14 protein-coding genes are annotated in these 20,970 nt (G+C 57.0%); 12 read left to right on the forward strand and 2 right to left on the reverse strand.

Annotated elements, in window-relative coordinates; genetic code table 11:
* Positions 1–134 precede the first annotated feature (134 nt).
* The 11 genes from ETAA8_RS23390 to ETAA8_RS23440 all read left to right on the forward strand — a co-directional run bounded on the left by ETAA8_RS23390 (position 135) and on the right by ETAA8_RS23440 (position 14,678).
* Complete coding sequence (locus ETAA8_RS23390; RefSeq protein WP_145094124.1) at positions 135–1,661, forward strand: prenyltransferase/squalene oxidase repeat-containing protein; 1,527 nt, start codon at positions 135–137, stop codon at positions 1,659–1,661.
* Between the two features lie 236 nt (positions 1,662–1,897).
* Positions 1,898–2,983, forward strand: coding sequence for an Lpg1974 family pore-forming outer membrane protein (locus ETAA8_RS23395; protein ID WP_145094127.1), 1,086 nt, complete (start codon positions 1,898–1,900; stop codon positions 2,981–2,983).
* A gap of 246 nt (positions 2,984–3,229) precedes the next feature.
* A complete protein-coding gene (ffh, locus tag ETAA8_RS23400) occupies positions 3,230–4,708 on the forward strand; it encodes a signal recognition particle protein (protein ID WP_145094131.1) in 1,479 nt (492 codons plus the stop codon).
* 174 nt (positions 4,709–4,882) lie between these two features.
* Positions 4,883–5,296 (forward strand): 30S ribosomal protein S16, encoded by a 414-nt coding sequence (gene rpsP, locus ETAA8_RS23405; RefSeq protein WP_238397545.1) that lies wholly within the window; start codon positions 4,883–4,885, stop codon positions 5,294–5,296.
* 6 nt (positions 5,297–5,302) lie between these two features.
* Positions 5,303–6,082 (forward strand): tRNA (guanosine(37)-N1)-methyltransferase TrmD, encoded by a 780-nt coding sequence (gene trmD / locus ETAA8_RS23410; protein ID WP_145094134.1) that lies wholly within the window; start codon positions 5,303–5,305, stop codon positions 6,080–6,082.
* 50 nt (positions 6,083–6,132) lie between these two features.
* Positions 6,133–6,519, forward strand: coding sequence for a 50S ribosomal protein L19 (gene rplS, locus ETAA8_RS23415; protein WP_145094136.1), 387 nt, complete (start codon positions 6,133–6,135; stop codon positions 6,517–6,519).
* Positions 6,520–6,585: 66 nt separating this feature from the next.
* Positions 6,586–7,023 carry a YraN family protein gene (locus ETAA8_RS23420; protein ID WP_145094139.1) on the forward strand — a complete coding sequence of 146 codons (438 nt, stop codon included), beginning with the start codon at positions 6,586–6,588 and terminating at the stop codon, positions 7,021–7,023.
* Between the two features lie 161 nt (positions 7,024–7,184).
* Positions 7,185–7,754 carry a hypothetical protein gene (locus ETAA8_RS23425; protein ID WP_145094142.1) on the forward strand — a complete coding sequence of 190 codons (570 nt, stop codon included), beginning with the start codon at positions 7,185–7,187 and terminating at the stop codon, positions 7,752–7,754.
* A 323-nt stretch (positions 7,755–8,077) separates the two neighbouring features.
* Positions 8,078–8,803 (forward strand): hypothetical protein, encoded by a 726-nt coding sequence (locus ETAA8_RS23430; RefSeq protein WP_145094145.1) that lies wholly within the window; start codon positions 8,078–8,080, stop codon positions 8,801–8,803.
* Positions 8,804–9,167: 364 nt separating this feature from the next.
* The gene (locus ETAA8_RS23435) at positions 9,168–10,541 is read left to right on the forward strand and encodes a BBP7 family outer membrane beta-barrel protein (RefSeq protein WP_145094148.1); all 1,374 of its coding nucleotides are present in this window, start codon (positions 9,168–9,170) and stop codon (positions 10,539–10,541) included.
* Positions 10,542–10,841: 300 nt separating this feature from the next.
* On the forward strand, positions 10,842–14,678 hold the full coding sequence (locus ETAA8_RS23440; RefSeq protein WP_202921224.1) for a DUF11 domain-containing protein: 3,837 nt from the start codon (positions 10,842–10,844) through the stop codon (positions 14,676–14,678).
* Positions 14,679–14,707: 29 nt separating this feature from the next.
* Here the strand turns inward: ETAA8_RS23440 and ETAA8_RS23445 are convergent, their stop codons facing one another.
* On the reverse strand, positions 14,708–16,132 hold the full coding sequence (locus tag ETAA8_RS23445) for a DUF1501 domain-containing protein (protein WP_145094154.1): 1,425 nt from the start codon (positions 16,130–16,132) through the stop codon (positions 14,708–14,710).
* A 30-nt stretch (positions 16,133–16,162) separates the two neighbouring features.
* The gene (locus ETAA8_RS23450) at positions 16,163–18,619 is read right to left on the reverse strand and encodes a PSD1 and planctomycete cytochrome C domain-containing protein (RefSeq protein ID WP_238397821.1); all 2,457 of its coding nucleotides are present in this window, start codon (positions 18,617–18,619) and stop codon (positions 16,163–16,165) included.
* 649 nt (positions 18,620–19,268) lie between these two features.
* On the opposite strand from ETAA8_RS23450, the gene ETAA8_RS23455 reads away from it, so the two are divergent.
* Positions 19,269–19,772: a hypothetical protein gene (locus ETAA8_RS23455; protein WP_145094160.1), complete on the forward strand. Its 504-nt coding sequence runs from the start codon at positions 19,269–19,271 to the stop codon at positions 19,770–19,772.
* The last annotated feature ends 1,198 nt before the right edge of the window (positions 19,773–20,970 follow it).

The raw sequence follows: 20,970 nt of genomic DNA on the forward strand, positions 1-20,970 counted from the left end.
AGTTTTGTTGAATCAATGCTTTGATTCATTCTAAGCGCAGCCAGCAGTTGCTGAAGGTCTGTGCCTTGATCGCCGCACGTCAGTGCTGATGCGTGCTAGCGCCGTCGTGTTGGTTCATTCTGCGGAGTCTTCGTATGCGCTCGTCAACCGTTCACAACCCAATGGAAGCGGAGCAGGACGAGGAACCGGGCGAATCGCGGAGCAGTTTTCTGTGGCTCAACGCGATGCCCAGTTGGCTGATGAGCACCGTGGTCCATTTCATTCTGCTGTTGATTTTGGCGCTAATCACAGTTGCTCCGCCGATCGCGAGTGCCCATTTGCACATTGCCTCGATACCGGTTCTCCAGGATGAACCGGTGCTGGACTTCGAAGAGGAGAGGTTGCCGCTAGACGTATCGAACACCACACTCAACTCGCCAAGCAACTTCGCGATCAACAGCCCGATCGATGCCCCTGAATCGGTCGACGATCCAACTTCGATAGCTGATGTAGATCCGGCTCCTATCCACGTAGATACGAGCGACAGTGGCCAAGAAACCGTGCCGCGCAACGATTCGACATTGCCTGTCGGTTCCTACTTGGGGAGCGGACTCGATGGTCGTGGCGAACAGGCCCGCAAACAGGCCGTATTCACTTCCGGCGGTAACGACGCCAGCGAAGCAGCCGTCGCTGCTGCTCTGGAATGGCTGGCCAATCATCAAATGCCGGATGGCGGCTGGAATTACGATCACCGCGTTGGACCCTGCAATGCTCGTTGCAATCACGCTGGCACCCTGACCGATTGCCGCACCGGTGCGACCGCTCAAGCGCTGTTGCCGTTCCTGGGTGCCGGTCAAACCCACAAAACGGGTAAGTACAAGAAGAACGTCGAAGCGGGCCTCTACTTCCTTACCCAGCAAATGAAGGTCAAGACCCAGATGGGTCTGCAGTGTGGCGACCTCGCTCAAGGTGGCGGCAGCATGTACTCGCACGGTATGGCCGCGATCGTGCTGTGCGAAGCCTACGCGATGACGCACGACAAGGGGCTGATGATGCCGGCCCAGTTGTCGCTCAATCACATCGTCTATGCTCAAGACCCTGTTGGTGGCGGTTGGCGATATGGTGTCCGCACCCCGGGCGATACCTCGGTCGTCGGTTGGCAGTTGATGGCTCTCAAGAGCGGTCACATGGCTTACCTGCAAGTGCCGCCGGGAACGATTGTCGGTGCCAACAAGTTCCTCGACTCGGTGATGAGCGACTACGCTTACTACGGCTATACCGATCCAGGTCGCGGTCAGGCCACCACGGCCATCGGCATGCTTTGCCGCATGTACCTGGGCTGGAAGAAAGATCACCCGGGCATCGAAAAGGGGATCGAATACCTCAGCAAAACCGGCCCTTCGCCGGGCAACATGTACTACAACTACTACGCCACCCAGTGCATGCGTCACTACGAAGGGGAACATTGGGACAAGTGGAACGTCAAGATGCGCGACTCGCTCGTGAAGTCGCAAGAGAAGGACGGCCACATGAAGGGTAGCTGGGCCATGAAGGGCGATCACGGCACCGAACGTGGCGGCCGACTCTACTGCACGTCGATGGCCACCATGATTCTCGAAGTCTACTATCGCCACATGCCCATCTACGGCAAGAACGCTGCCGAAGACGAATTCCCGCTGTAAGCTGCATGCTCTGCCTCTCTTTTATTCTGCCACGCGATTCATTTTCTTTTGATATGGATCGCCGCGTAACTGCGCAAGCTTTGCCGCCTCGACTGGGCTACCTGCGTAAGCCTTGGCGATCTTGAATCATTTCCAGAAATTGGCATTGAAGCGCAACCGATGGTAGAAGGCCGGACTGCGCGGATGCACTCCGGCAGTGGACATCTATAAAATCGCTAGCGACCAAAGGATTTGACGTGAAGACCAACGGAGTGGTCGGCGCGATAATCTCGTGCGTGCTTGGTATCGCGATGGCGCAGCTTCCTGCCCAGGAAGTGCCATCCCGCGAACTGGCGGACGGCACCTATACCTACGACACCTTGCCGGCAGGGACTTTCCCGGCCAGTCCGGTCACGGAGTTCTACGCCGGTACCGAATTCTTCTTCGCCAGCGCGCAGGCGCGCACGGGCGGTCGCATCACTGTCTCTTTTAGCGACACCACAGCCCCGGGCGTCGCTACGCTAGCATTTGCCGATGGCGATGGGCATGTTGATTTCGGCGTCGCTCCGCGGGTTTGGATTGGCAGGCACCTTAACGAGGCGTGGGGCATCCGCGCGACCTATTTCTCGTTCAGCGACAGCGAAGAGAAAGTACCCGAGATTAATCCTGCCATACCCGCAGTGGGCACGAATTTTTCCACCAACTATCAGGTAACGCAGCTCGACATGCGAGCCCTGGACCTCGATCTGATCTATAGCGCATACATCAACGACAACTGGAAGCTGGATACGTTTGTCGGCGCTCGCTATTCCTCGGTCGACATCGACGCTCTCCATCACTCGTTCGGCGTTTTCACGACGGGCAACTTTGTCAATCTGCTGCTCGCCAATGGCAGCGCGTTTGACGGCGCCGGTACTTCGCTGGGCTTCAGCTCGCGTCATCGTTTGAATGGCAGCAACCTGTCGTTCATCTGGAGCGGGCGCGGCTCACACCTGTGGGGCCATTACGATGCCTTTAATCGGGCCGCTGGAACTGTCGCCAGCAGTCCGAGTGCACCGTTGGTGGGTGCAGAAACCCAAAGGATCGACAACGCTCCAGGAACGCTCGATATCATCGAAACCCAACTCGGCCTGCAATATGAGTTTCAAGTGGTCGAGTTGCCGATCAATTGCTTCTTCCGCACCAGCTTCGAGTTCCAGCGCTGGAATATGGCCGGCCCGGCCCCAACTCCCACTGGCTTCGGCGGCACGATTGGCGAACTCACTACCAACAGCAACGCCGCTGGCGGTCCTGGCGGCGCGACGCTTGTCGGCCTCAGTTTGGCGACCGGGTTCACCTGGTAGAAAGTCATTGATTCGGTAGGCTTTCGTGAAATCGCTCATACCAGGTTGATAGCCCCAGTCCGACAGACTCGCCTGGCACCGTTCATTTCTTGCCGCTGCCGGGACTGGGCAACGCAATGAAAACCAGTTGCGGCCTGCGCGCCGCGGGCATTTACAACCGCGCAGCGATAGCGGTAAACTGTGAGGTTTCGCTGGCGGATCGCACGCTGGCGTTAACCTTCACTGCGGCAAACACTTGCATCCATTATGTTCGAGTCCTTTCAGAATAGCCTGCAATCCGCGCTGAAGTCCCTCGCCGGCAAGGGAAAACTGACCGAAGCGAACATGCGCGAAGGTCTCAAGCTGGTTGAGAACTCGCTGCTGGAAGCCGACGTCAGCTATGCCGTGGTCAAGGACTTCATGGCCAGCATCAGCGAGCGAGCGCTGGGCGAAAAAGTCCTGCTGGCGCTGCGGCCGACGGATCAATTGGTTGGCATCGTCCGCGACGAACTCATCAATATTCTCGGCCCGGTCGATCCTTCGCTGCACTTGAAGGCGAATGGCCCGACGATCCTCATGCTCTGCGGTCTGCAGGGTTCCGGCAAGACGACAACGTGCGGCAAACTATCGCGCCTGCTGCTGAACGAAAAGCAAAAGCCGTTCCTCGTCGCAGCTGACTTGCAGCGTCCCGCGGCCATTGAACAATTGCATGTCATTGGCCGGCAATTGAATGTGCGCGTCTATTCCGAACTGGGTGCGCAAGACCCCGTGAAAGTCTGCCAGGACGGCGTACGCAAGGCCAAAGAAGCTGGCTGCAACGTTGTCATTCTGGATACTGCTGGCCGGCTGGCGATCGACAAAGAACTGATGGACCAGCTGATTCGAATTGATAACCGCGTGCAGCCCGACCAGGCCTACCTGGTGGTCGACGGCATGACCGGCCAGGACGCAGTGAACTCGGCCAAGGCGTTTAACGAAGCGCTTGAGCTCGATGGCGTCATCATGACCAAGCTCGACGGCGATGCGCGCGGTGGTGCGCTGATGTCGGTCAAGCAGGTGACTGGCGTGCCGATCAAGTTTTTGGGAACTGGCGAACAGCTTGATGCGTTGGAGCCATTTCGTCCAGAAGGAGTGGTTGGACGCATTTTGGGCCTGGGCGATATGGTGGGCCTGGTCGACGTCATCAAGTCAAAGGTCGACGCCGAAGAACAGAAGAAACTGCAAGATCGTTTGCAAGCGGGACAATTCACGCTCGACGACGTCCGCAAGCAATTGATGATGGCCCGCTCACCGGGGCTGATTCAGAAAATGATGATGATGATGCCCGGCATGGGCGAAATCAGCAAAATGCTGCAAGACAGCAACGCCGAAAAGGGGATCGGCCAGCAGATCGGGATCATCGATTCGATGACCCCCGCCGAGAGGCGCAACCCCAAGATCATCACGCCAGCTCGGCGAAATCGCATTGCCAAAGGTGCCGGAGTGCAGGCACCCATGGTCAATGAAGTCATCAAGATGTTCGATATCATGGGGCCCATGGCCAAAGGGATGGCGGGCGGCAACATGGGCACGGCCATGAAAGCCATCGAGCAGATGCAGCGCGGAGGCATGTTCAATCCCGGTGCGCAACTCGCGAAGGTCAAAGGAGATACGGGCCGTCGCATGACCGCCAAAGAGAAAGAGGATATGCGAAAAAAGCGCGAGAAAGAGCTGCGTAAAAAGAAACGGGAACAAAAGGGCAAATAGGGCTTTTGCAAAACGCTAAGTCGTTGCACAATACTGGATTCTTCGCCGTGCGACCTATCGCCAGCGGTGTCGAAAGCAAGTAGAACAATCAGTTCAAAAAAACTCGCGGCCGAAAAGTCGCTGACCCAATACACAAGATCCATTGTCTGGTTGGTTTCACTGAGGAGTTCGGAAGTGGCAGTTCGTATTCGGATGAAAAAGCTGGGGCGGAAGCATCGTCCCTATTTCCGCATTTGTGCGATCGAATCACGCAATCCGCGGGATGGCAAGGTTCTGGAAGAGCTCGGCAGCTACGACCCCATGGTCAAGGACACCGACGCTCGCGCTTTGCTCAAGGGTGAGCGGATCAACTACTGGATCAGCGTCGGCGCGTTGCCTTCGGATAACGTCCGCGTGCTGATCAAGAAGTACGGCACCAACGGCACTCACCTGGCCGAGCAAGCTGCGGCCCTGGAGCGCCTCAAGGTCAGCCGTCCGACGGCTCCTGCTCCGTGGACCCCGCCACCCAAGCCGGCCGAACCCGAAGCTCCTGCAGCCGAAGCTGCTCCAGCTGAGGGTGAACCCGCAGCTGCTGAAGCGGCAGGATAGTGTGCAATGCGCTTCGACGTGCTGACGCTCTTTCCCGCCTTGTTTGACGGGTTCGTGAGCCAAAGCCTGTTGAAGAAAGCAATCGACCGCCAACTGTTGGCCGTGCATCTGCACGATATGCGGCAGTGGTCGAACGACAAACATAATAAAGTGGATGATCGCCCTTACGGCGGTGGTCCTGGCATGGTGCTGAGAGTTGGTCCGGTTGTCGAGTGCGCCGAAGCGGTGCAATCGCTGGCCGAACCCAAAGGTCGGCTGATCATGCTTTCGCCGCAAGGCCGAAAGCTCGATCAAACCTTGGTCGAAGAACTGGCAAGCGAACCGCGGCTGATGTTGCTATGCGGGCGCTACGAGGGGTTCGATCAACGGGTCAGCGAGATTCTTCAGCCCGAAGAAATCTCGCTCGGCGATTACATTCTGAATGGTGGCGAGGTCGCGGCGATGGCCATCATCGAAGCGGTCAGCCGGCTGATTCCGGGTGTGATTGGCGATGACGACAGCCCGGCTTTTGATTCGTTTTCGTCCGGTAATCGATTGTTGGATTTTGCTCAGTACACTCGCCCGCGCGAGTACCGAGGTCATGCGGTTCCTGATGTGCTTCTCAGTGGCAATCACGACCAGGTGGCCCGGTGGCGTGCCGAGCAAAGCCTGCTGAAGACCCAGATCAAACGAGCCGACCTCATTCAGTCCTCAACCGAACAGCCAGCCACGCCGAACGCCAATCAACCACGCAAATCGCTCCGCAGTGCCAAACAGCCCCCAGCTGACAAACCAACGAACGAGTGAACCGGCGCCAAGCCGCCCCACAAATCACCTTTTTTTGTTGTGAGTAGAAGATGAGCCAACAACTCCTGAACGAAGTCGAAAAACCGTACCTGAAAGAAAATCCTCCCAAGTTCGCAGTGGGTGATACGGTCGACGTGCACATGCGAATTCTGGAAGAGATCGACGCCAAGACCAAGAAGCCGAAGTATCGCACGCAGATCTTCTCCGGCACTGTCATCGCCAAGAGTGGCAGCGGCAGCCGCGAGATGTTCACCGTCCGCCGCATCGTCTCGGGCGAAGGTGTCGAGCGCAAGTTTCCGCTCCACGCTCCCGACATGCAAAAGGTCGAAGTGAAGCGCTCGGGCGTGACTCGCCGCGCGAAGCTCTACTACCTGCGCGATCGCGTGGGCAAGGGCGTCAAGCTGCGTGAAAAGAAGGTTGCCAAGTCGGAAGCATAGTTGCTTCGGACGACACCCTTTTGGGGCTGAATCGATCTGCGGTTCAGCCCACGGCAGGTGTCGCTCATGCGCATCTGGAACTGGCCGATTTTTTCCCGGCTCACTTCTCAACTGGCCGCGTGGCGGTCGAAATACTTCCCGCCACTATCGCTTGGTCAGCGTGGCGAGCGCTTGGCTGCTCGCTATCTTCGCCGCAAGGGCTACATCATCATTGCCCGCGGCCACCGCGATCATTTCGGCGAGATCGATTTGATCGCCGTCGATGGCCGCACGGTGGTCTTTGTCGAAGTCAAAACCCGCACCGATCAAGATGCTGGCCATCCAGCCGATGCGGTCGATCTCGACAAGCAGCGCCGACTCACCCGCGCGGCCAAAGCGTATCGCCAACGCCACGACCTGCACGAAGTCTCGATGCGGTTTGACGTGATTGCCATCACGTGGCCCCCAGGCAGCAAGCAACCGCTCGTCGAACATTTTCAGAATGCCTTCGAAGCAACTGATTAACTCCGCGCGTAGCGCCCTCCGCACGCTCGCGGGCTGTTCGCGCCACTATACTGAAACCAGTGCGCGACCCGAGCGCTACTGCTCGGCAAGTTCGCACTGGGAAAAATCGGTTCACGCAGATTGCTCGCCTGACGAGCGGTCATTTGCAGGTTGGCATTTGCATGTTGGAGCCCGTCGATCGACCGTCGCCACTGGGTCCGCCACAGTTCGGACTCAGAACCCTGTTGCTGGTCGTCAGCAGTCTGGCGGTGCTGCTTGGGCTGTCGCAATGGCTCTCGCCGATCACGCTGGCCGCAGTCATCCTGCTCGTGCTATCGATTGTCGCCCATATCGCCGGCAATGTGATTGGAACTCGACTCCGGGCAGGCCGGCACGCCAAGAGCCTGGCGAAGATCGATCCGCCCGATCACGCTGCGATTTCCCTGCGCGACGATCATTTCGCGCCTGTCTCGAAACTCGGTCGTCAGCATTCGCTCGGTTGGTTGCCGCTGGTGAGTGCGATCGTTGGGTTGGCGATTGGCGCGCTCATCGGCGGCGTGTGGACGGCGATCTTGCTCCACCCCAGTTTCGATCTGTTCACGATTGCGATTGCCGCCGTTGCCTTTGGCGCACTCGGCAGCTTCGGCGGCTTTCTGATCGTGGGCTTCGCGAAAGCCGGTTGGGACGCCTGGCACGAAGCGGCGACACACTCTACCGCGGTCCACGATGGCGAGCAAAAGCCGACTGAATAATCGGCAGCAGTTGTGAATCATGGCATTGGTCCGATCGGAACGCTGCTTGTAGCGCAACCCATAGAATGTGGTGCTATCAATCCCTCTCGTCCCTGCGGGACGGAGGAACTCGAATTCCTACGAGTACGAATGGACTTCGCGTCCCTGCGGGACGGAGGAATTGCGGTAGGCGGCGCTGTTCACGTTTGCCTCGCTGGACTCGCATGATTTATTCGACATCTTCTTAAAACTTGCTTGCAACGCCAGTGTACAACTGTACAATATCGGCAGCAGTTAACAAAGGGTTGCTGCGGATGTTGAGAGTCTGTTTTTAGGAGATTTCCATGAGCACGGTAGAAAGTGGTGGGGAATTGGCGGTTAGCGAGTCGCTGGCGAAGGCTGCACCAAACCAGGGGGGTGTTCAATTAACGGGAGCTTATTTGGACAGCAGTAGTGATATTTCTCGGGGAATACCGCAGGTCAGTGTTCAATTAGAGACCCTCTCGTTGAACAAGTTGGTTGAAAATGAGAGGCAAACTTCCGTTGCCCTGACGACGGTTCAAGTTGCGCCAGCCGTCGTCACGAGTCAGACTGCCGCCCAAGCTCTGGGGCTGTCCGCACCGGCGGAGTTCACGCCGGCGACGAGGAAACGCCTTATCACGCAGGAAGTTGCCGAACAAATCTGCCTGCTGCTGTCGATTGGCTTCTCGCGCCGGCAAGCAGCTGCCTATTTAGGATTCTCGCCGGGAACCATCACCAACGCCGTGGCCCGCGACCCGGAGCTGGGCTTTCAGCTGCACCGGGCCGAGACCATCAGCGACCTGCAGCCAGAGTTGACGGTGATGGCAGAAGCACGAAAGAACTGGCGGGCAGCGGCCTGGTATCTGGAATTTAAGAAGAAGAATCCACGACCGCTGTCGGAAGAGGAGAAGGAAGAGCGACATCAAGCCAAGTTGGAGGATGATCGCCGCTCAGCAGAGGAGTTCAGGTCTTATACCGATCACCTGCAAGGTCGCACGCCGGAACCTGCACGCGAGCGCCGACCGGGGGCCAAGCGTCGCGCGCGTTGATTGTGAGTCGGGGATTGGCAATCGTGGCAGCACGCACTAGCCATGATCGTGGCCGGAAGAATTGCGGAAAAATCTGTCCGAGGGGGCGAACTGGTCTTGCTTTGAAAGTGGCAGTTGCACTACAAGCGGCCCCTCTTCGTACCCACTGACTACCCGCAGTGCCTTCGGCGACTAATCACAGATGTTCGTTCAGCAAATCTTTCGAGGAGGGAATCTCGTCGTGCGTCCCTCGACAAAAATCTTCGTTTTGATTCTAGGCTGTTGGCTGTTCGTTGGCTCGAGCGCACACTCTGCGCTCTGGGCTCAACAAGCCGCTGGCAACGCCCCAGCTGGCGGTCCTCCCCAGCGACGCTCGACGGCTGCAATGCCGGCTCGTCGACAAACGGGTGCCCAACGCGCCGCCTATCAAGAGGGAGTTGCGCCCGCGGAGAATCTGCCGTCAGCTGCCCCTCCTGCCGAGTTGCCAGCACCGGCTGGTGTGCCAGCCGCTCAGGGAGCTGCACAGCCCTACTATGTGCCCGAGCAAGAAGCCTTCGTCGATGACGGCAACTACGCGGGCTACGATCCCGGTTATGCGAACTATGGCAGCCCCATGAACTGCGGGGTGTTCAGCAAGTTGTGGGTCCGGGGCGAATGGTTGATGTGGGACATGAAGGGCATGTATGCACCGCCCCTCGTGATCAGCTCGCGTGTCGAAAACATCGACCCGAGCGAACTGCATTTGAATGACAACGGCAACTTAGGGGTCACCAATCCCATCGTGATCCTCTTCGGTGGCGAAACGCTCAATGGCGAAGCACGCAGCGGGGCGAAGTTCTCGGCTGGCTTGTGGCTGGACGATTGCCAGACGGTTGGCTTTGAAGGCGATTATTTCGGCCTGACCGATGGCGACGATTCTTTCTATCTCAATTCGAATGGGAGCCCGATTCTGGCCCGTCCGTTCTATAACGTGCTCAGTGGTCTGGAGAGTTCGGAACTTGTGGCGTTCCCCGATCCGGTCAACGGTGTTGCTCACACGGGCTTGATCGACATTGACACCAGCACGCGCTTTCAAGGTGCGGGAGCTCGTGCGATTATCAATTTGGGCTGCAACAGCGGTTGCGGAGCCTCGTGGTGGAATGGTTGCTCGATGCCCACGATGGGCCGCGCTGACCTGGTCGTCGGCTATCGCTATCTGCGACTCGACGATTCGCTCCGCATCATCGAACGCTCCAATCTCAATCCTGGCGGCGACTTCGACATCACCGATCGCTTCGATGCCGACAATACCTTCAACGGTCTCGACTTCGGCCTGCTGCTGAAGCATCAGCGGGGCTGTATGTCGGTCGAGTTGCTGTCGAAGATTGCCCTCGGCAACACGCGCAGTGAAGTCGAGATTGACGGCAGCACGGTCATCACGCCCACAGGTGGAGCAGCCCAGCAATTTGTAGGTGGCATTCTGGCTCAACGGACGAACATTGGTCAGTACTCGCAAGATGAGTTCGCTGTCGTGCCTGAATTGGGTTTGACCTTGGGCTACGAACTAAATCCTTGCTGGAAACTGACTGCTGGCTACACTTGGCTGTACTGGAGCCGGGTAGCGCGAGCAGGTGATCAAATCGATCGCGATGTGAATCCCGATCTGATTCCGGAAGAGGCCGATCCTCCTGCCGACACGCATTTGCGACCACAATTCCGCTTTGTACATGACGACTTTTGGGCTCATGGCTTAAGACTCGGTGTCGAAGCAAATTGGTAGTAGATCGTTGCCACTACAGGGAATGCCATCAATTCATTGATAGCGGCCGCACGTGCGTGCGAGCCGCTGTCTGCTTGGATAATGGCAAAGTTTGCGTCCTGTAAGGGCCGATATCCCCTCCAGGGTTATTGCGCGAAATTAGGGAACAGGGGGCCGACTACGTCTGTCGTAGTCGTTTATTCTCATCCGCAGTATGGGCCGCCACGTTCGTATTCACGAACCGTGTGCCTGGCAGCGACGCGGATTGGAAGAGTGCGCCCTGAATTCCCACCGCACTGGTTGAGGGGGAGTTCACTAGCTATGTCTCGTACATCGTCGTCGGCGTTTGGTTCTGCATTCAAGTCTTCCTGGCGGACGCTGTTTTCGCGCTGGTGGAAACGACCTGAAGTCAAGGCCGCGACGCGTCGCACTCGCCGCCGCAGCTTTCTTGAACCACTCGAAAACCGTTCGGTGATGGCTGCCGATCTGGGCGCCATCTCGGGCATTGTCTTTATCGATACGACAGGCGACGGTTTGACTGCGGGCGAAGAGGTCGCAGGAGCTGCCATCAACCTATACACCGATGATGGCGACGGCACTTTCGAGCCCGGCACCGACGACGCGCTGTTGAGTTCCGACACCACCGATGCCTTCGGCGAATATTTCTTTGGTGACCTCGGGCCCGGTGATTATTGGGTGCAACAGACCGCTCAAATCGTCGGCAGCGATACACTCACCGAGGACTTCATCCTCATCAACCTCATTGACGACGGCGGTGTAGCGGGACCCATCATTGATGACTTTGTTTCCGCCAATCCAACCGTGCTGGCAGCCGATCCCGTGGGCACGATTGATAGCGATACAGCCGATCTCCCCACTACGGAAGTCATTGGTGGTGAGCGCGACTTCATCGTCGAATTGACTGCCAGCAGCGGCGCCGATGAAGTGGAGATGCTGGTTTCTACTGCTGGCGACGGCTCACTGCGCTTGAATGCCGACCTATTTGCGCAGGGCATCTACACGGTTGTATGGGATGGCAATGATGGCGATGGAGACACCCTCGATCCGGTTGGCCTTGGCGGCGTCGACTTGACCGACAGCGGCGCAGCGAATGGTATCGTACTGCGCAACACGCTCGTCGATCACGATGGGGCAACCGCGACACTGCGGATCTACACGTCGGCCGGTAACTTCTCCGAACTACTTATCAACATTCCCGATAACGCGGTAGACGACCTGGTCTTCTTGTTTGATGACTTCACAGTGGGTGCGGGAACCGGCGCAGATTTTGAAGATGTCGGTGCCATCGAGTTGATCATTGAGTCTACGGAAGATGCGACCCAAGGGAGCATCGATCTGGTTGAAACGATTGGCTACTCGATCGTTGACACCGGAACGGACTTCGACAACTTCTTCGAAAGCGATCTGGAACTGACCAAGGACGTTTCGGACAGCACACCGAACGTCGGCGACCAGATTACATTCACGATTACGGTCAACAACTTGGGCCCGGACGGGGCCTTGAACGTCGAGGTCGAAGATCTGTTACCAGTTGGCTTGGATTACGTCAGTCATATCGAGTCGCAGGGGAACTATGACGAAGGAACCGGCGAATGGGTGATTGGCAATATCGCCGCGCTCGATAGCGCGACACTCGAGATTGTGGTCACGGTGATTTCGATCGGTGCCAAGACTAACACGGCCGAGATCACTGCTTCGGATTCGACGGACGCCGATCCATCGAACAATACGGATAGCGAAACCGTTACTCCACAAAGCATCGATTTGGCGCTGGCCAAGACGGTGAACGACAACACCGTGAGCATTGGCGAAAATGTCACCTTCACATTGACCTTGACCAATACCGGACCCGACGCTGCGACCAATGTGGAAGTCGAAGATATCCTCCCCGCGGGTTTCACCTTCGTCTCTGCCAACACAACCAACGGCACCTACTCGAACGTGACGGGGCTTTGGGATCTGACGGATCCCGTGGCTGCCCTCACCGGTAGTACCACGCTGCAGATCGTCGCCACCAAGGCGGCGAATGGTCCCGTTGTGAACGTGGCGCAAGTCACCGCTGCCGATCAGTTCGACACTGACTCGACTCCCGATAACTTCAGCACCACGCCGGATGAAGACGACGAGGCTTCGGTCACCGTCAACGATCCCACGATCGATTTATCGCTGACCAAAGATGTTAACAACGCCACGGCGAGTGTCGGCCAGCAAGTCATCTTCACGATTGTTGTTTCGAACGATGGGGCTGGCAATGCAACTGGCGTGGTCGTTGCGGACCTCTTGCCCGCTGGGTTGACGTTCGTGACCCATACCGCCTCACAAGGTACATACCTCAGCGGCACCGGTGTGTGGACAGTCGGCGGCATTGATACCGGCGACGACGCAACCTTGACCATTACCGCCACGGTAGCCAGCGTCGGTGCCAAGACCAATACCGCACAAGTCACAGCTGCCGATCAAACAGACACTGACTCGACTCCCAATAACTTTGGCACCGCGCCCAGCGAGGACGACGGCGACTCAGCCACTGTCACGCCCCCTTCGATCGACTTGTCGTTGACGAAGACGGTGAACAACGCATCGGCAAACGTGGGTCAGCAAGTCACGTTTACGATCATTGTCAGCAATCTGGCCGGCCAATCCAACGCCACCGGCGTGCAAGTCACCGATCTGCTGCCTGCAGGGCTGACCTTTGTTACGGCAACTCAATCGCAGGGAAGCTATGCCAGTGGTACCGGCATTTGGACTGTGGGGGCCGTCAATGCAGGAGCCAGTGCCACGCTGACAATAACTGCGACAGTCGCCACTATCGGAGCTAAGACCAATGCAGCGGAAGTGACCGCAGCGGACCAGCCAGATCTCGACTCGACGCCTGGCAACGGCGGCACCGCCGAAGATGATCGCGCTACGGCAGTTGTCACTCCGCCACAAATAAACCTTTCGCTGACAAAAACGGTAAATGGTGGTGCCTCAGCCACCGCGAACAAAAATCAAAACGTGACTTACGTTGTTACCGTCGCAAATGCCGCTGGTCTTAGCAATGCTACCGGTGTCGTCGTGACCGATCTGCTGCCCGCGGGCCTGACATTCGTTTCGGCAACACCGTCGATTGGAACGTACAACCAAGCCACTGGTGTTTGGACGGTGGGAACCGTTAATACCGGCGCGAGTGCCACCCTGACCGTCGTCGCCACAGTAACAACCAGCACCGTCAAAATAAATACAGCCGAAGTAACAGCTGCCGACCAGGGAGACATTAACTCTACACCCAACAACCGCGGCACTGCACCAAGCGAGGATGATACCGCGAGCGCTACGGTGACTCCGAACGTCGCCGATCTGTCGCTCACCAAAACAGTCGACATTGCAGCTCCGAACCGGAATCAAAACGTGGTCTTCACCGTCACACTCACGAACGGCGGGGCTGCAACCGCGACCAATGTGACAGTTGCCGATCTACTGCCAGCTGGCCTAACATTCGTTTCGTCCAATCCAAGCACGGGCAGCTATAACCAAACCACTGGTGTTTGGACGGTCGCTTCGCTCAACTCGGGTGCCAACGCCACGTTGACCATTACCGCCACGGTAACCACTGTGGGTGCGAAGGTGAATACAGCGGCCGTATCCGCTTCGGATCAGTTCGATAACGACTCTACTCCTGGCAACCAAGCAACGACGCCCGCAGAAGACGATACCGCGAGTGCCACGGTCACGCCGGTAGCCACCGACTTGAATGTGACGAAAACCGTGAACGACACCACGCCGGAACAGGGTGACAATCTTACCTTCATAATTACGGTAAGTAACACGAGCGCGGTGAACGCAACGAACGTAGTCGTCACAGACTTGTTGCCAGCAGGTCTGTCGTTTGTGTCGGCCAATGCTTCGCAAGGCAGCTATGTGAGCGGCACCGGTATCTGGACGATTGGTGCGATCAATGCGAACAGCAACGTCACGCTAACGGTGGTGGCGACAGTCACCAACAACAGCACGAAGGTTAACACTGCCCAGGTGACGAGCCTCGATCAGTTCGATATCGACTCGATTCCCGGCAATAGTGTTGCCACTGAAGACGACCAAGCCAGCGTGACCATTGAGCCGTTCCTGTTAAGCAAGCGGCTGTGCGTGGTTCGCTAGTTGATTGCAGTCGCTACGAGTTGCAGTCGCTACGAGATAATCTGGCTGACCACGTCGCCATAAACGTCGGTCAGCCGGAAGTCGCGACCGCCGTAGTTAAACGTGAGTCGCTCGTGATCCAGACCGAGCAGATGCAGCACGGTGGCATGCCAGTCGTGAATGTGCACCGGCTGCTCGACGGCCTGATAGCCAAACTCATCGGTGGCTCCATGAGCATAGCAGCGTTTCACACCACCCCCGGCCATCCACAAGGTGTAGCCTTTGTTGTTGTGATCTCGCCCGCTGCCACTTTGACCATAAGGCGTGCGACCAAACTCGCCCGCCCAAATGACCAGCGTGTCGTCGAGCATGCCACGCTGCTTCAAATCAGCGATTAGCGCGGCCGCGGGCTGATCGGTTGCTAAACAACTCTTGGCCAGGTTTTCCTTGAGCAGAAAATGATGGTCCCACTGCGTCGGAGCGGTGATCTCAATAAACCGCACCCCCGCTTCGGCTAGCCGTCTTGCCAGAATGCACTGCCGGCCAAACCGATCGGTAGGAAGGCCCGCACCAACTCCATATTGCTTGAGCGTCTCTGCCGTTTCCGCGCGCAGGTCCAGTACCTCTGGAACTTCGCCCTGCATGCGAAACGCCAATTCGAAGGACTCGATCGCTCCTTCGATTTCCGGGTGATACACGTCACGTTTGAGCTTCTCTTCGTTCAGTTGACGAATGAAATCCAGCTGAGCCCGTTGCAACTCTCGCGGGATGCTATCGTTCGCGAGATTCTTCAGTGGCGGTCCTGGTTCCTCGTCCTTACCAAGCAAAGCGGCATAGAAGCCGGGAATTTGATTGCCGCCAATCTTCGTCCCTTGGCAAATGGCCGGCAAGAATCCGCTGCCGTAGTTCCGCGCACCGCCGTTATCCGACGGTGGATTGATTGTCAGAAAGCCCGGCAGGTTCTCGTTCTCGCTTCCCAAGCCATACAACGACCAGGCACCAACCGAAGGCCGAACGAATTGAAAACTGCCGGTATGTAATTGCGTGAAGGCCTGGGCATGATTTGGCAGATCGGTGTGCATGCTGCGAATGACGCACAACTCGTCCGCCTGTTTCGCGAGGTGCGGTAAGACTTCCGAAATCCACAGCCCGGACGAACCATGTTGCTGAAACTTGAACGGCGACCCCAGCAACTTTGCACTGCCGAAGCCGGTGCCCGCCGCAGACGTGCCAGACTTCTCCTGCAGCGCCGGCTTGTAGTCGAAGGTGTCGACATGCGACGGACCACCATTCATACAGAGAAAGATGACTCGTTTCGCGCGCGCTGCGAAATGCGTCGCTTTGGGAGCCAGCGCGCCACCGCTCTTGTTGCTGCTTTCCTTCGCTGCTGCCTGCTGAGCCAAGCCAGCAAACGCCAGATAACCAAAGCCCGAAGCCAGCGATTGGAGCGCGCGCCTGCGTGAGAAAGGGTTCATGATATCACTTGTTTCGTGTGGGCAATTGAATCAATCGACATTGCGGAATTCCGCTGCTGCCAGCAACGCCTGACAAAACGCCACACGGCGCTGTCTGGCAGTCGCTTCATCCAAGGGCTGCGAGTTGGGCGACAAAAACTCGCGAGCCAACCTCAGTTCAGTCTCAGTCGGACTCCGACCAAAACAGAGCTCAAATGCCTGCCGTGGCTGATCGGCCGGCTCACGCACTTCCCGTTGCAAGCGACTAGCAAGCCCTTCAGCCCGCGCAAGCACAAACGGACTGTTCATTAAAAAGAGAGCTTGCACCGGAACGTTCGTTGTCTCTCGGTCTCCGGTAACCAAACTCGGTTCAGCAAAATCGAACAAGTCGAGCACATCTGGCAAACGATCCCGCAGCACCGGTAAGTAAACGCTTCGATGCTTAGAGCCATCGAGATCGCTGGGCAGCTTGGCATCGAGCCCTAACAGCGAAATCGGGCGGTCACCGATCTCCTTGCCGACGAGCGAACCAAGTGGCCGCGCTATTTGCAGTTCGCCGGAAGCAACCAACATAGCATCGCGAATGGCCTCCGCCGCTAGTCGCCGTTTGCTCGCCCTCCACAGCAGGCGATTATCGGGATCGACGCGAAAAGCGGTCGCCTCGTAAGTCGAAGCCTGTCGATAGGTTCGTGAAAGGACCAACTCGCGCACCAGCTTCTTCACCGACCAGCCATCGCTGACGAACTTCACCGCCAGGTCATCAAGCAATTCGGGATGGCTAGGGCGCTCGCCGCTAAAGCCGAAGTTATCGACCGAAGCGACCAGCCCTGCGCCAAAGAGCTGTCTCCAAACGCGATTCGTCATCACCCGCGCGGTCAGTGGATTCTCTGGATGCGTCAGCCACTGCGCGAGTTCTAATCGGCCACTATGTCCCTTGCCAATCGAAATCGAATCCGAAAATTCCATCACACGGGGAAATGCGCGCCGCACAGGTTTGCCGAGCTTCTTTACGTCACCGCGCTCGAGAAGTGGAGCGTCAGTAATTGTTTTGGCATCGAGCACGCCCATTGTCAGGGGCAAAGCATTCCCCTGGTCGTCGACTTTTTCCAGTTGCCCTTCGATGCCGCCCGACGTCCAAAAAATGCGCAACGCATCGGTGATGGAATAGTACTTATCGGTATCCTCGCCATTCTCGAGCGCCTTCTTTGCTGCCGCTTTTCGATCCTCGAGCTCTTGCGTAAGTGCAGCCAACTGCTTCTTCAAATGCGCCACATGTTCTGGAGTACAGGAGGCATGCAAGACTGGCTGCTTGGCACCAATTGGCAACGGCAGTGGATCGCCAGCCATGCGATTGGTCGGTGTGATCGCAGTGCCGAAGAATGTTTTTGTGCTGGCAAAGATTCCCGCCAGCGCATAATAATCCTGCATCGAGAATGGATCGAACTTGTGATCGTGACAGCGTGCACAAGCGACCGAATTTGCGATGACAGCCCGCGTGACGGTATCAATCTGCTCGTCGATCACATCGGCAACAAACTGCAGCGGTTCCGCCTCATCGAGATTCTTCGGGCCGATGGCGAGGAATCCCGTTGCGATGAGCAGTCGCGCTCGCTCGCGGTCGTTACTCGCGGGGAGCAAATCGCCGGCAATCTGCTCGGTCAGAAACTGGTTGTAAGGAAGGTCAGCATTGACCGCATCAATCACATAGTCGCGATAGCGCCAGGCATAGGGATAGGCCATGTTCGCTTCTTTGCCACTTGATTCAGCGAAACGTGCGACATCCAGCCAATGCCTTCCCCAACGCTCACCAAACTGAGGCGAAGCAAGTAACTCATCTACTTCTGCGGCCCAGGCGAGCTCAATTCCAGCGTGTTGGATTCGCTGAAGAAAATTCTTGTTCGCCTCAGGAGACGGCGGCAAGCCGACCAGATCGAAATGCAGTCGGCGCAGCATGGTAGCCGGTTCAGCATCGGGCGAAGGTTTGAGTTGCGCGGCTTCAAGTTTTGCCAGGATGAAATGATCGAGTTTTCGCCGCGCCCAAAGGGAATCAGAAGTTTTCGGAACGTCGTGGGATGTGGGTTGCCGAAAACTCCAGAACTTGCGGCCCGTTTCAAGATCCACCGGACCACTGAGAGTTCCGGCAGCAGCGGCCTCACGGGGATCAGGGGCACCCATTCGAATCCACTTGGTGAAGTCGTTGATGACGTCCTGTGGCAGTCGGTCTTTCTTCGGCGGCATCTTTAAGTCGGAGTCGGAATGCGAAATTGCCACGAGTAGCGGGCTATGCTCCGGCTTATCGAGCAAAATTGCGGGTCCACGATCGCCACCCTTTTGCAAGGCATCGCGCGAATCGAGTCGCAGCCCCCCTTCAGCTTTCTTCGCGCCGACCGAATGGCACTGATAACAGTGCTTGGCGAGAACCGGTCGAATCTTGCTTTCAAAAAACTCGAGTCCCGATGCGTCCTCGGCTGCACCACACTGCAGACAGGAAACCAGCCAGACAAGCACTGTTGACAATAGCGTTGCGGTTGCGACTGAGCGGCAGGTGAATGCTTGCAACATCGGCACACCAACTTTAGCGAAGAGAATTGGTTGATTCCTGGCAGAGGAAGAGAGGAGGATGTCAACCAGTTGTCACTGCGGTTTACTATACAACAACGACCCGTAGTACTCCACGCAGAATAGCTGGTGAAGCGATGTGGGAATTCCAGCGTGTCACAACAAGCCGAACGTTGTAATTGCCCTCAAAATTTGCTACTAACCTAGTCTGAACCATTGAGCGTTCGGGCTTTTAACCTCTTCTCCCCACGACGCAATCATGACTCTTGCCGTTCAGTGCCCATATTGCCAACAACGCTACAACGTGCCCGATCAAATGGCAGGGCAAACCGCGAAGTGTAAATGTGGCCAGCAGTTCTCAATCCCAACCACTGCCCCCATCAGGCAGCCTGCAGTTGCGTCGCAAGGATACGGAGCAGCACCATCTGCCAGTGTCCCAAGTCAGCAGGCAAGTCTGGCGATTTCCCCACAAGCAGCTGTCGCAAGGTCAGCCAAGGCAACAGTTGCGACTGTTTCTCCGGTACCGACTGCCAACTTGCAAGCCGCAGTGCCGGCATTCAACACGATGGGACTCTGGCAGGCAGGAAACTTACTTGTCATGCGTAAGAATGCCGCGTTTCCTGCGCACTTATGCATTAAGACCGGCGCACCTGCAATTTCGCAGCGCACCGAAAAGCTGAAATGGGTACCAGCCTGGGTCAATACCACATTGCTTGCCGGCAGGGCGGTCCACTACGCGGTGGCTGAATCTCATGGGCGCGAGTTCAACTTTCGCTATGGAGTAAGCCGGGCAGCGCTACTGCAGAGATACCTGCCACTGATTGGCGGCTATAGCGTTGCGGCAGTTGGGTTCCTCTGCTTTGTGGGAACATTCGTCTGGATGTTCACGTTGCACCAAGAAGGAGATCCCATCCCGACCAGCGGCTTCTTGTTTGGTGGCATCCTGCTCGCCGCGGGTGCCTTGGTTGCTCACTTCACGAGCAAACTTTTAACCGCAGTTGCGATGGATGATAATTTCGTTGTGATTCGCGGGGTATCCAGCAAACTGCTCGCAGTGTTGCCCGAGTGGCCCGGTCCCGTTCCTCAAGGGACCTCCAAGTAAGTGGCGACACTTAACTTCATTTAGCGAGTCGATCTGGTACCGCCTCAAGACCCTGAATGAAAACGACAAAAACGCGAGACACCCGGGCTGGAGAACTTCGCCTCGCGCCGAACGCACTTATATTTTCGGCGGCGCGCTGCACTACCCTCGTCGAGTCGCCAAGTTCCTCCGATGAATCCGCGGCAACGAACTTCTTTCCCTGCACAAAGGTGTGGAGCAGGCAATCTGGCCCCGCTTATTTCGAACTCCTGTGGCAAGCCTTAGCAGGCAACGTGCTCGGCGAATTACCGATGCCTTACCTGTCGCTTGTCGCCCGTGGGTTGATCGTGGTTGGCAAGTATCGTTCGCCGGCACAAGTCACTGTAGGCTGCCGCTGGCTGCTCGCTCCAATGAGCAGGCGGCAATGGACTAAGCACTAGCTTCCACCCACGAAACTGATGGTGCAGAGGCCGCTGCCCGGCAAGCGGGTCTCGGCAAGTCGACCCCAAGTTGACGAAGTGGCTCGGTGATATCCAGAATTCCTCCCGTTAAGACACGGTCGCGATCATTCCGCAGGATTCCAATTGAGCACAACCCGATTTCTCGCTGAGCGATGGCGTCCTCTGATCACAATTCCGGCGATGCGGGCTACCGCCGGCCCCGATTCATGTTGGCAATGAATCAGTCAACTCGCGGCCAGCAAGACCGAATTCTCTAACTCGCATCGAGTCTCGAAATAGGTCCCATGCCAACCGACCTTGCAGGCTAATTGCTGTCTGCAATATGCCGATTTTCAGGGCGATTTTTCGCTATGTCACGCTGTCGTGCCCAATTTGACGCACTAACACGAGCCCTGGCGTTACCCCCTAGATGCAGCATTGAAAACTACAATCCCCACCTTTTTGGTAGAAATGGTTGACTTTTCCCCTATTCATCAATCAGAATCCACCCGTTACGGAATCTGAGGGGGCTTTAACGGTTGTAGTGGGTAACTTCCGCTACGGGCAAAAAGCCGCGACAGTTTTTCGTAGCTGAATGCAGGGACTGCAGCAACGGGCACCTTTGCGATTCGCCGCAAAATGAAAAGAGATGTTCAAACGCACTCGCGCGAGACCGTCCTCTGTACTCGTTTGCCAACAACCTGCACTCATCCATTCGGTTGGCATTGGCTCATTCGCATCCATACATCCGGCATTCGCCGGCATTTATCTTCTTAGCA

The sequence above is a fragment of the Anatilimnocola aggregata genome, from assembly GCF_007747655.1.
Taxonomy (GTDB): domain Bacteria; phylum Planctomycetota; class Planctomycetia; order Pirellulales; family Pirellulaceae; genus Anatilimnocola; species Anatilimnocola aggregata.

Coding starts and splice junctions, on each gene's coding strand:
- ETAA8_RS23435 (WP_145094148.1), top strand. CDS start 9,168: ATGCCGGCTCGTCGACAAACGGGTGCCCAACGCGCCGCCTATCAAGAG.
- trmD (WP_145094134.1), top strand. CDS start 5,303: ATGCGCTTCGACGTGCTGACGCTCTTTCCCGCCTTGTTTGACGGGTTC.
- rplS (WP_145094136.1), top strand. CDS start 6,133: ATGAGCCAACAACTCCTGAACGAAGTCGAAAAACCGTACCTGAAAGAA.
- ETAA8_RS23420 (WP_145094139.1), top strand. CDS start 6,586: ATGCGCATCTGGAACTGGCCGATTTTTTCCCGGCTCACTTCTCAACTG.
- ETAA8_RS23425 (WP_145094142.1), top strand. CDS start 7,185: ATGTTGGAGCCCGTCGATCGACCGTCGCCACTGGGTCCGCCACAGTTC.
- ETAA8_RS23430 (WP_145094145.1), top strand. CDS start 8,078: ATGAGCACGGTAGAAAGTGGTGGGGAATTGGCGGTTAGCGAGTCGCTG.
- ETAA8_RS23390 (WP_145094124.1), top strand. CDS start 135: ATGCGCTCGTCAACCGTTCACAACCCAATGGAAGCGGAGCAGGACGAG.
- ffh (WP_145094131.1), top strand. CDS start 3,230: ATGTTCGAGTCCTTTCAGAATAGCCTGCAATCCGCGCTGAAGTCCCTC.
- ETAA8_RS23445 (WP_145094154.1), bottom strand. CDS start 16,132: ATGAACCCTTTCTCACGCAGGCGCGCGCTCCAATCGCTGGCTTCGGGC.
- ETAA8_RS23440 (WP_202921224.1), top strand. CDS start 10,842: ATGTCTCGTACATCGTCGTCGGCGTTTGGTTCTGCATTCAAGTCTTCC.
- ETAA8_RS23455 (WP_145094160.1), top strand. CDS start 19,269: ATGCGTAAGAATGCCGCGTTTCCTGCGCACTTATGCATTAAGACCGGC.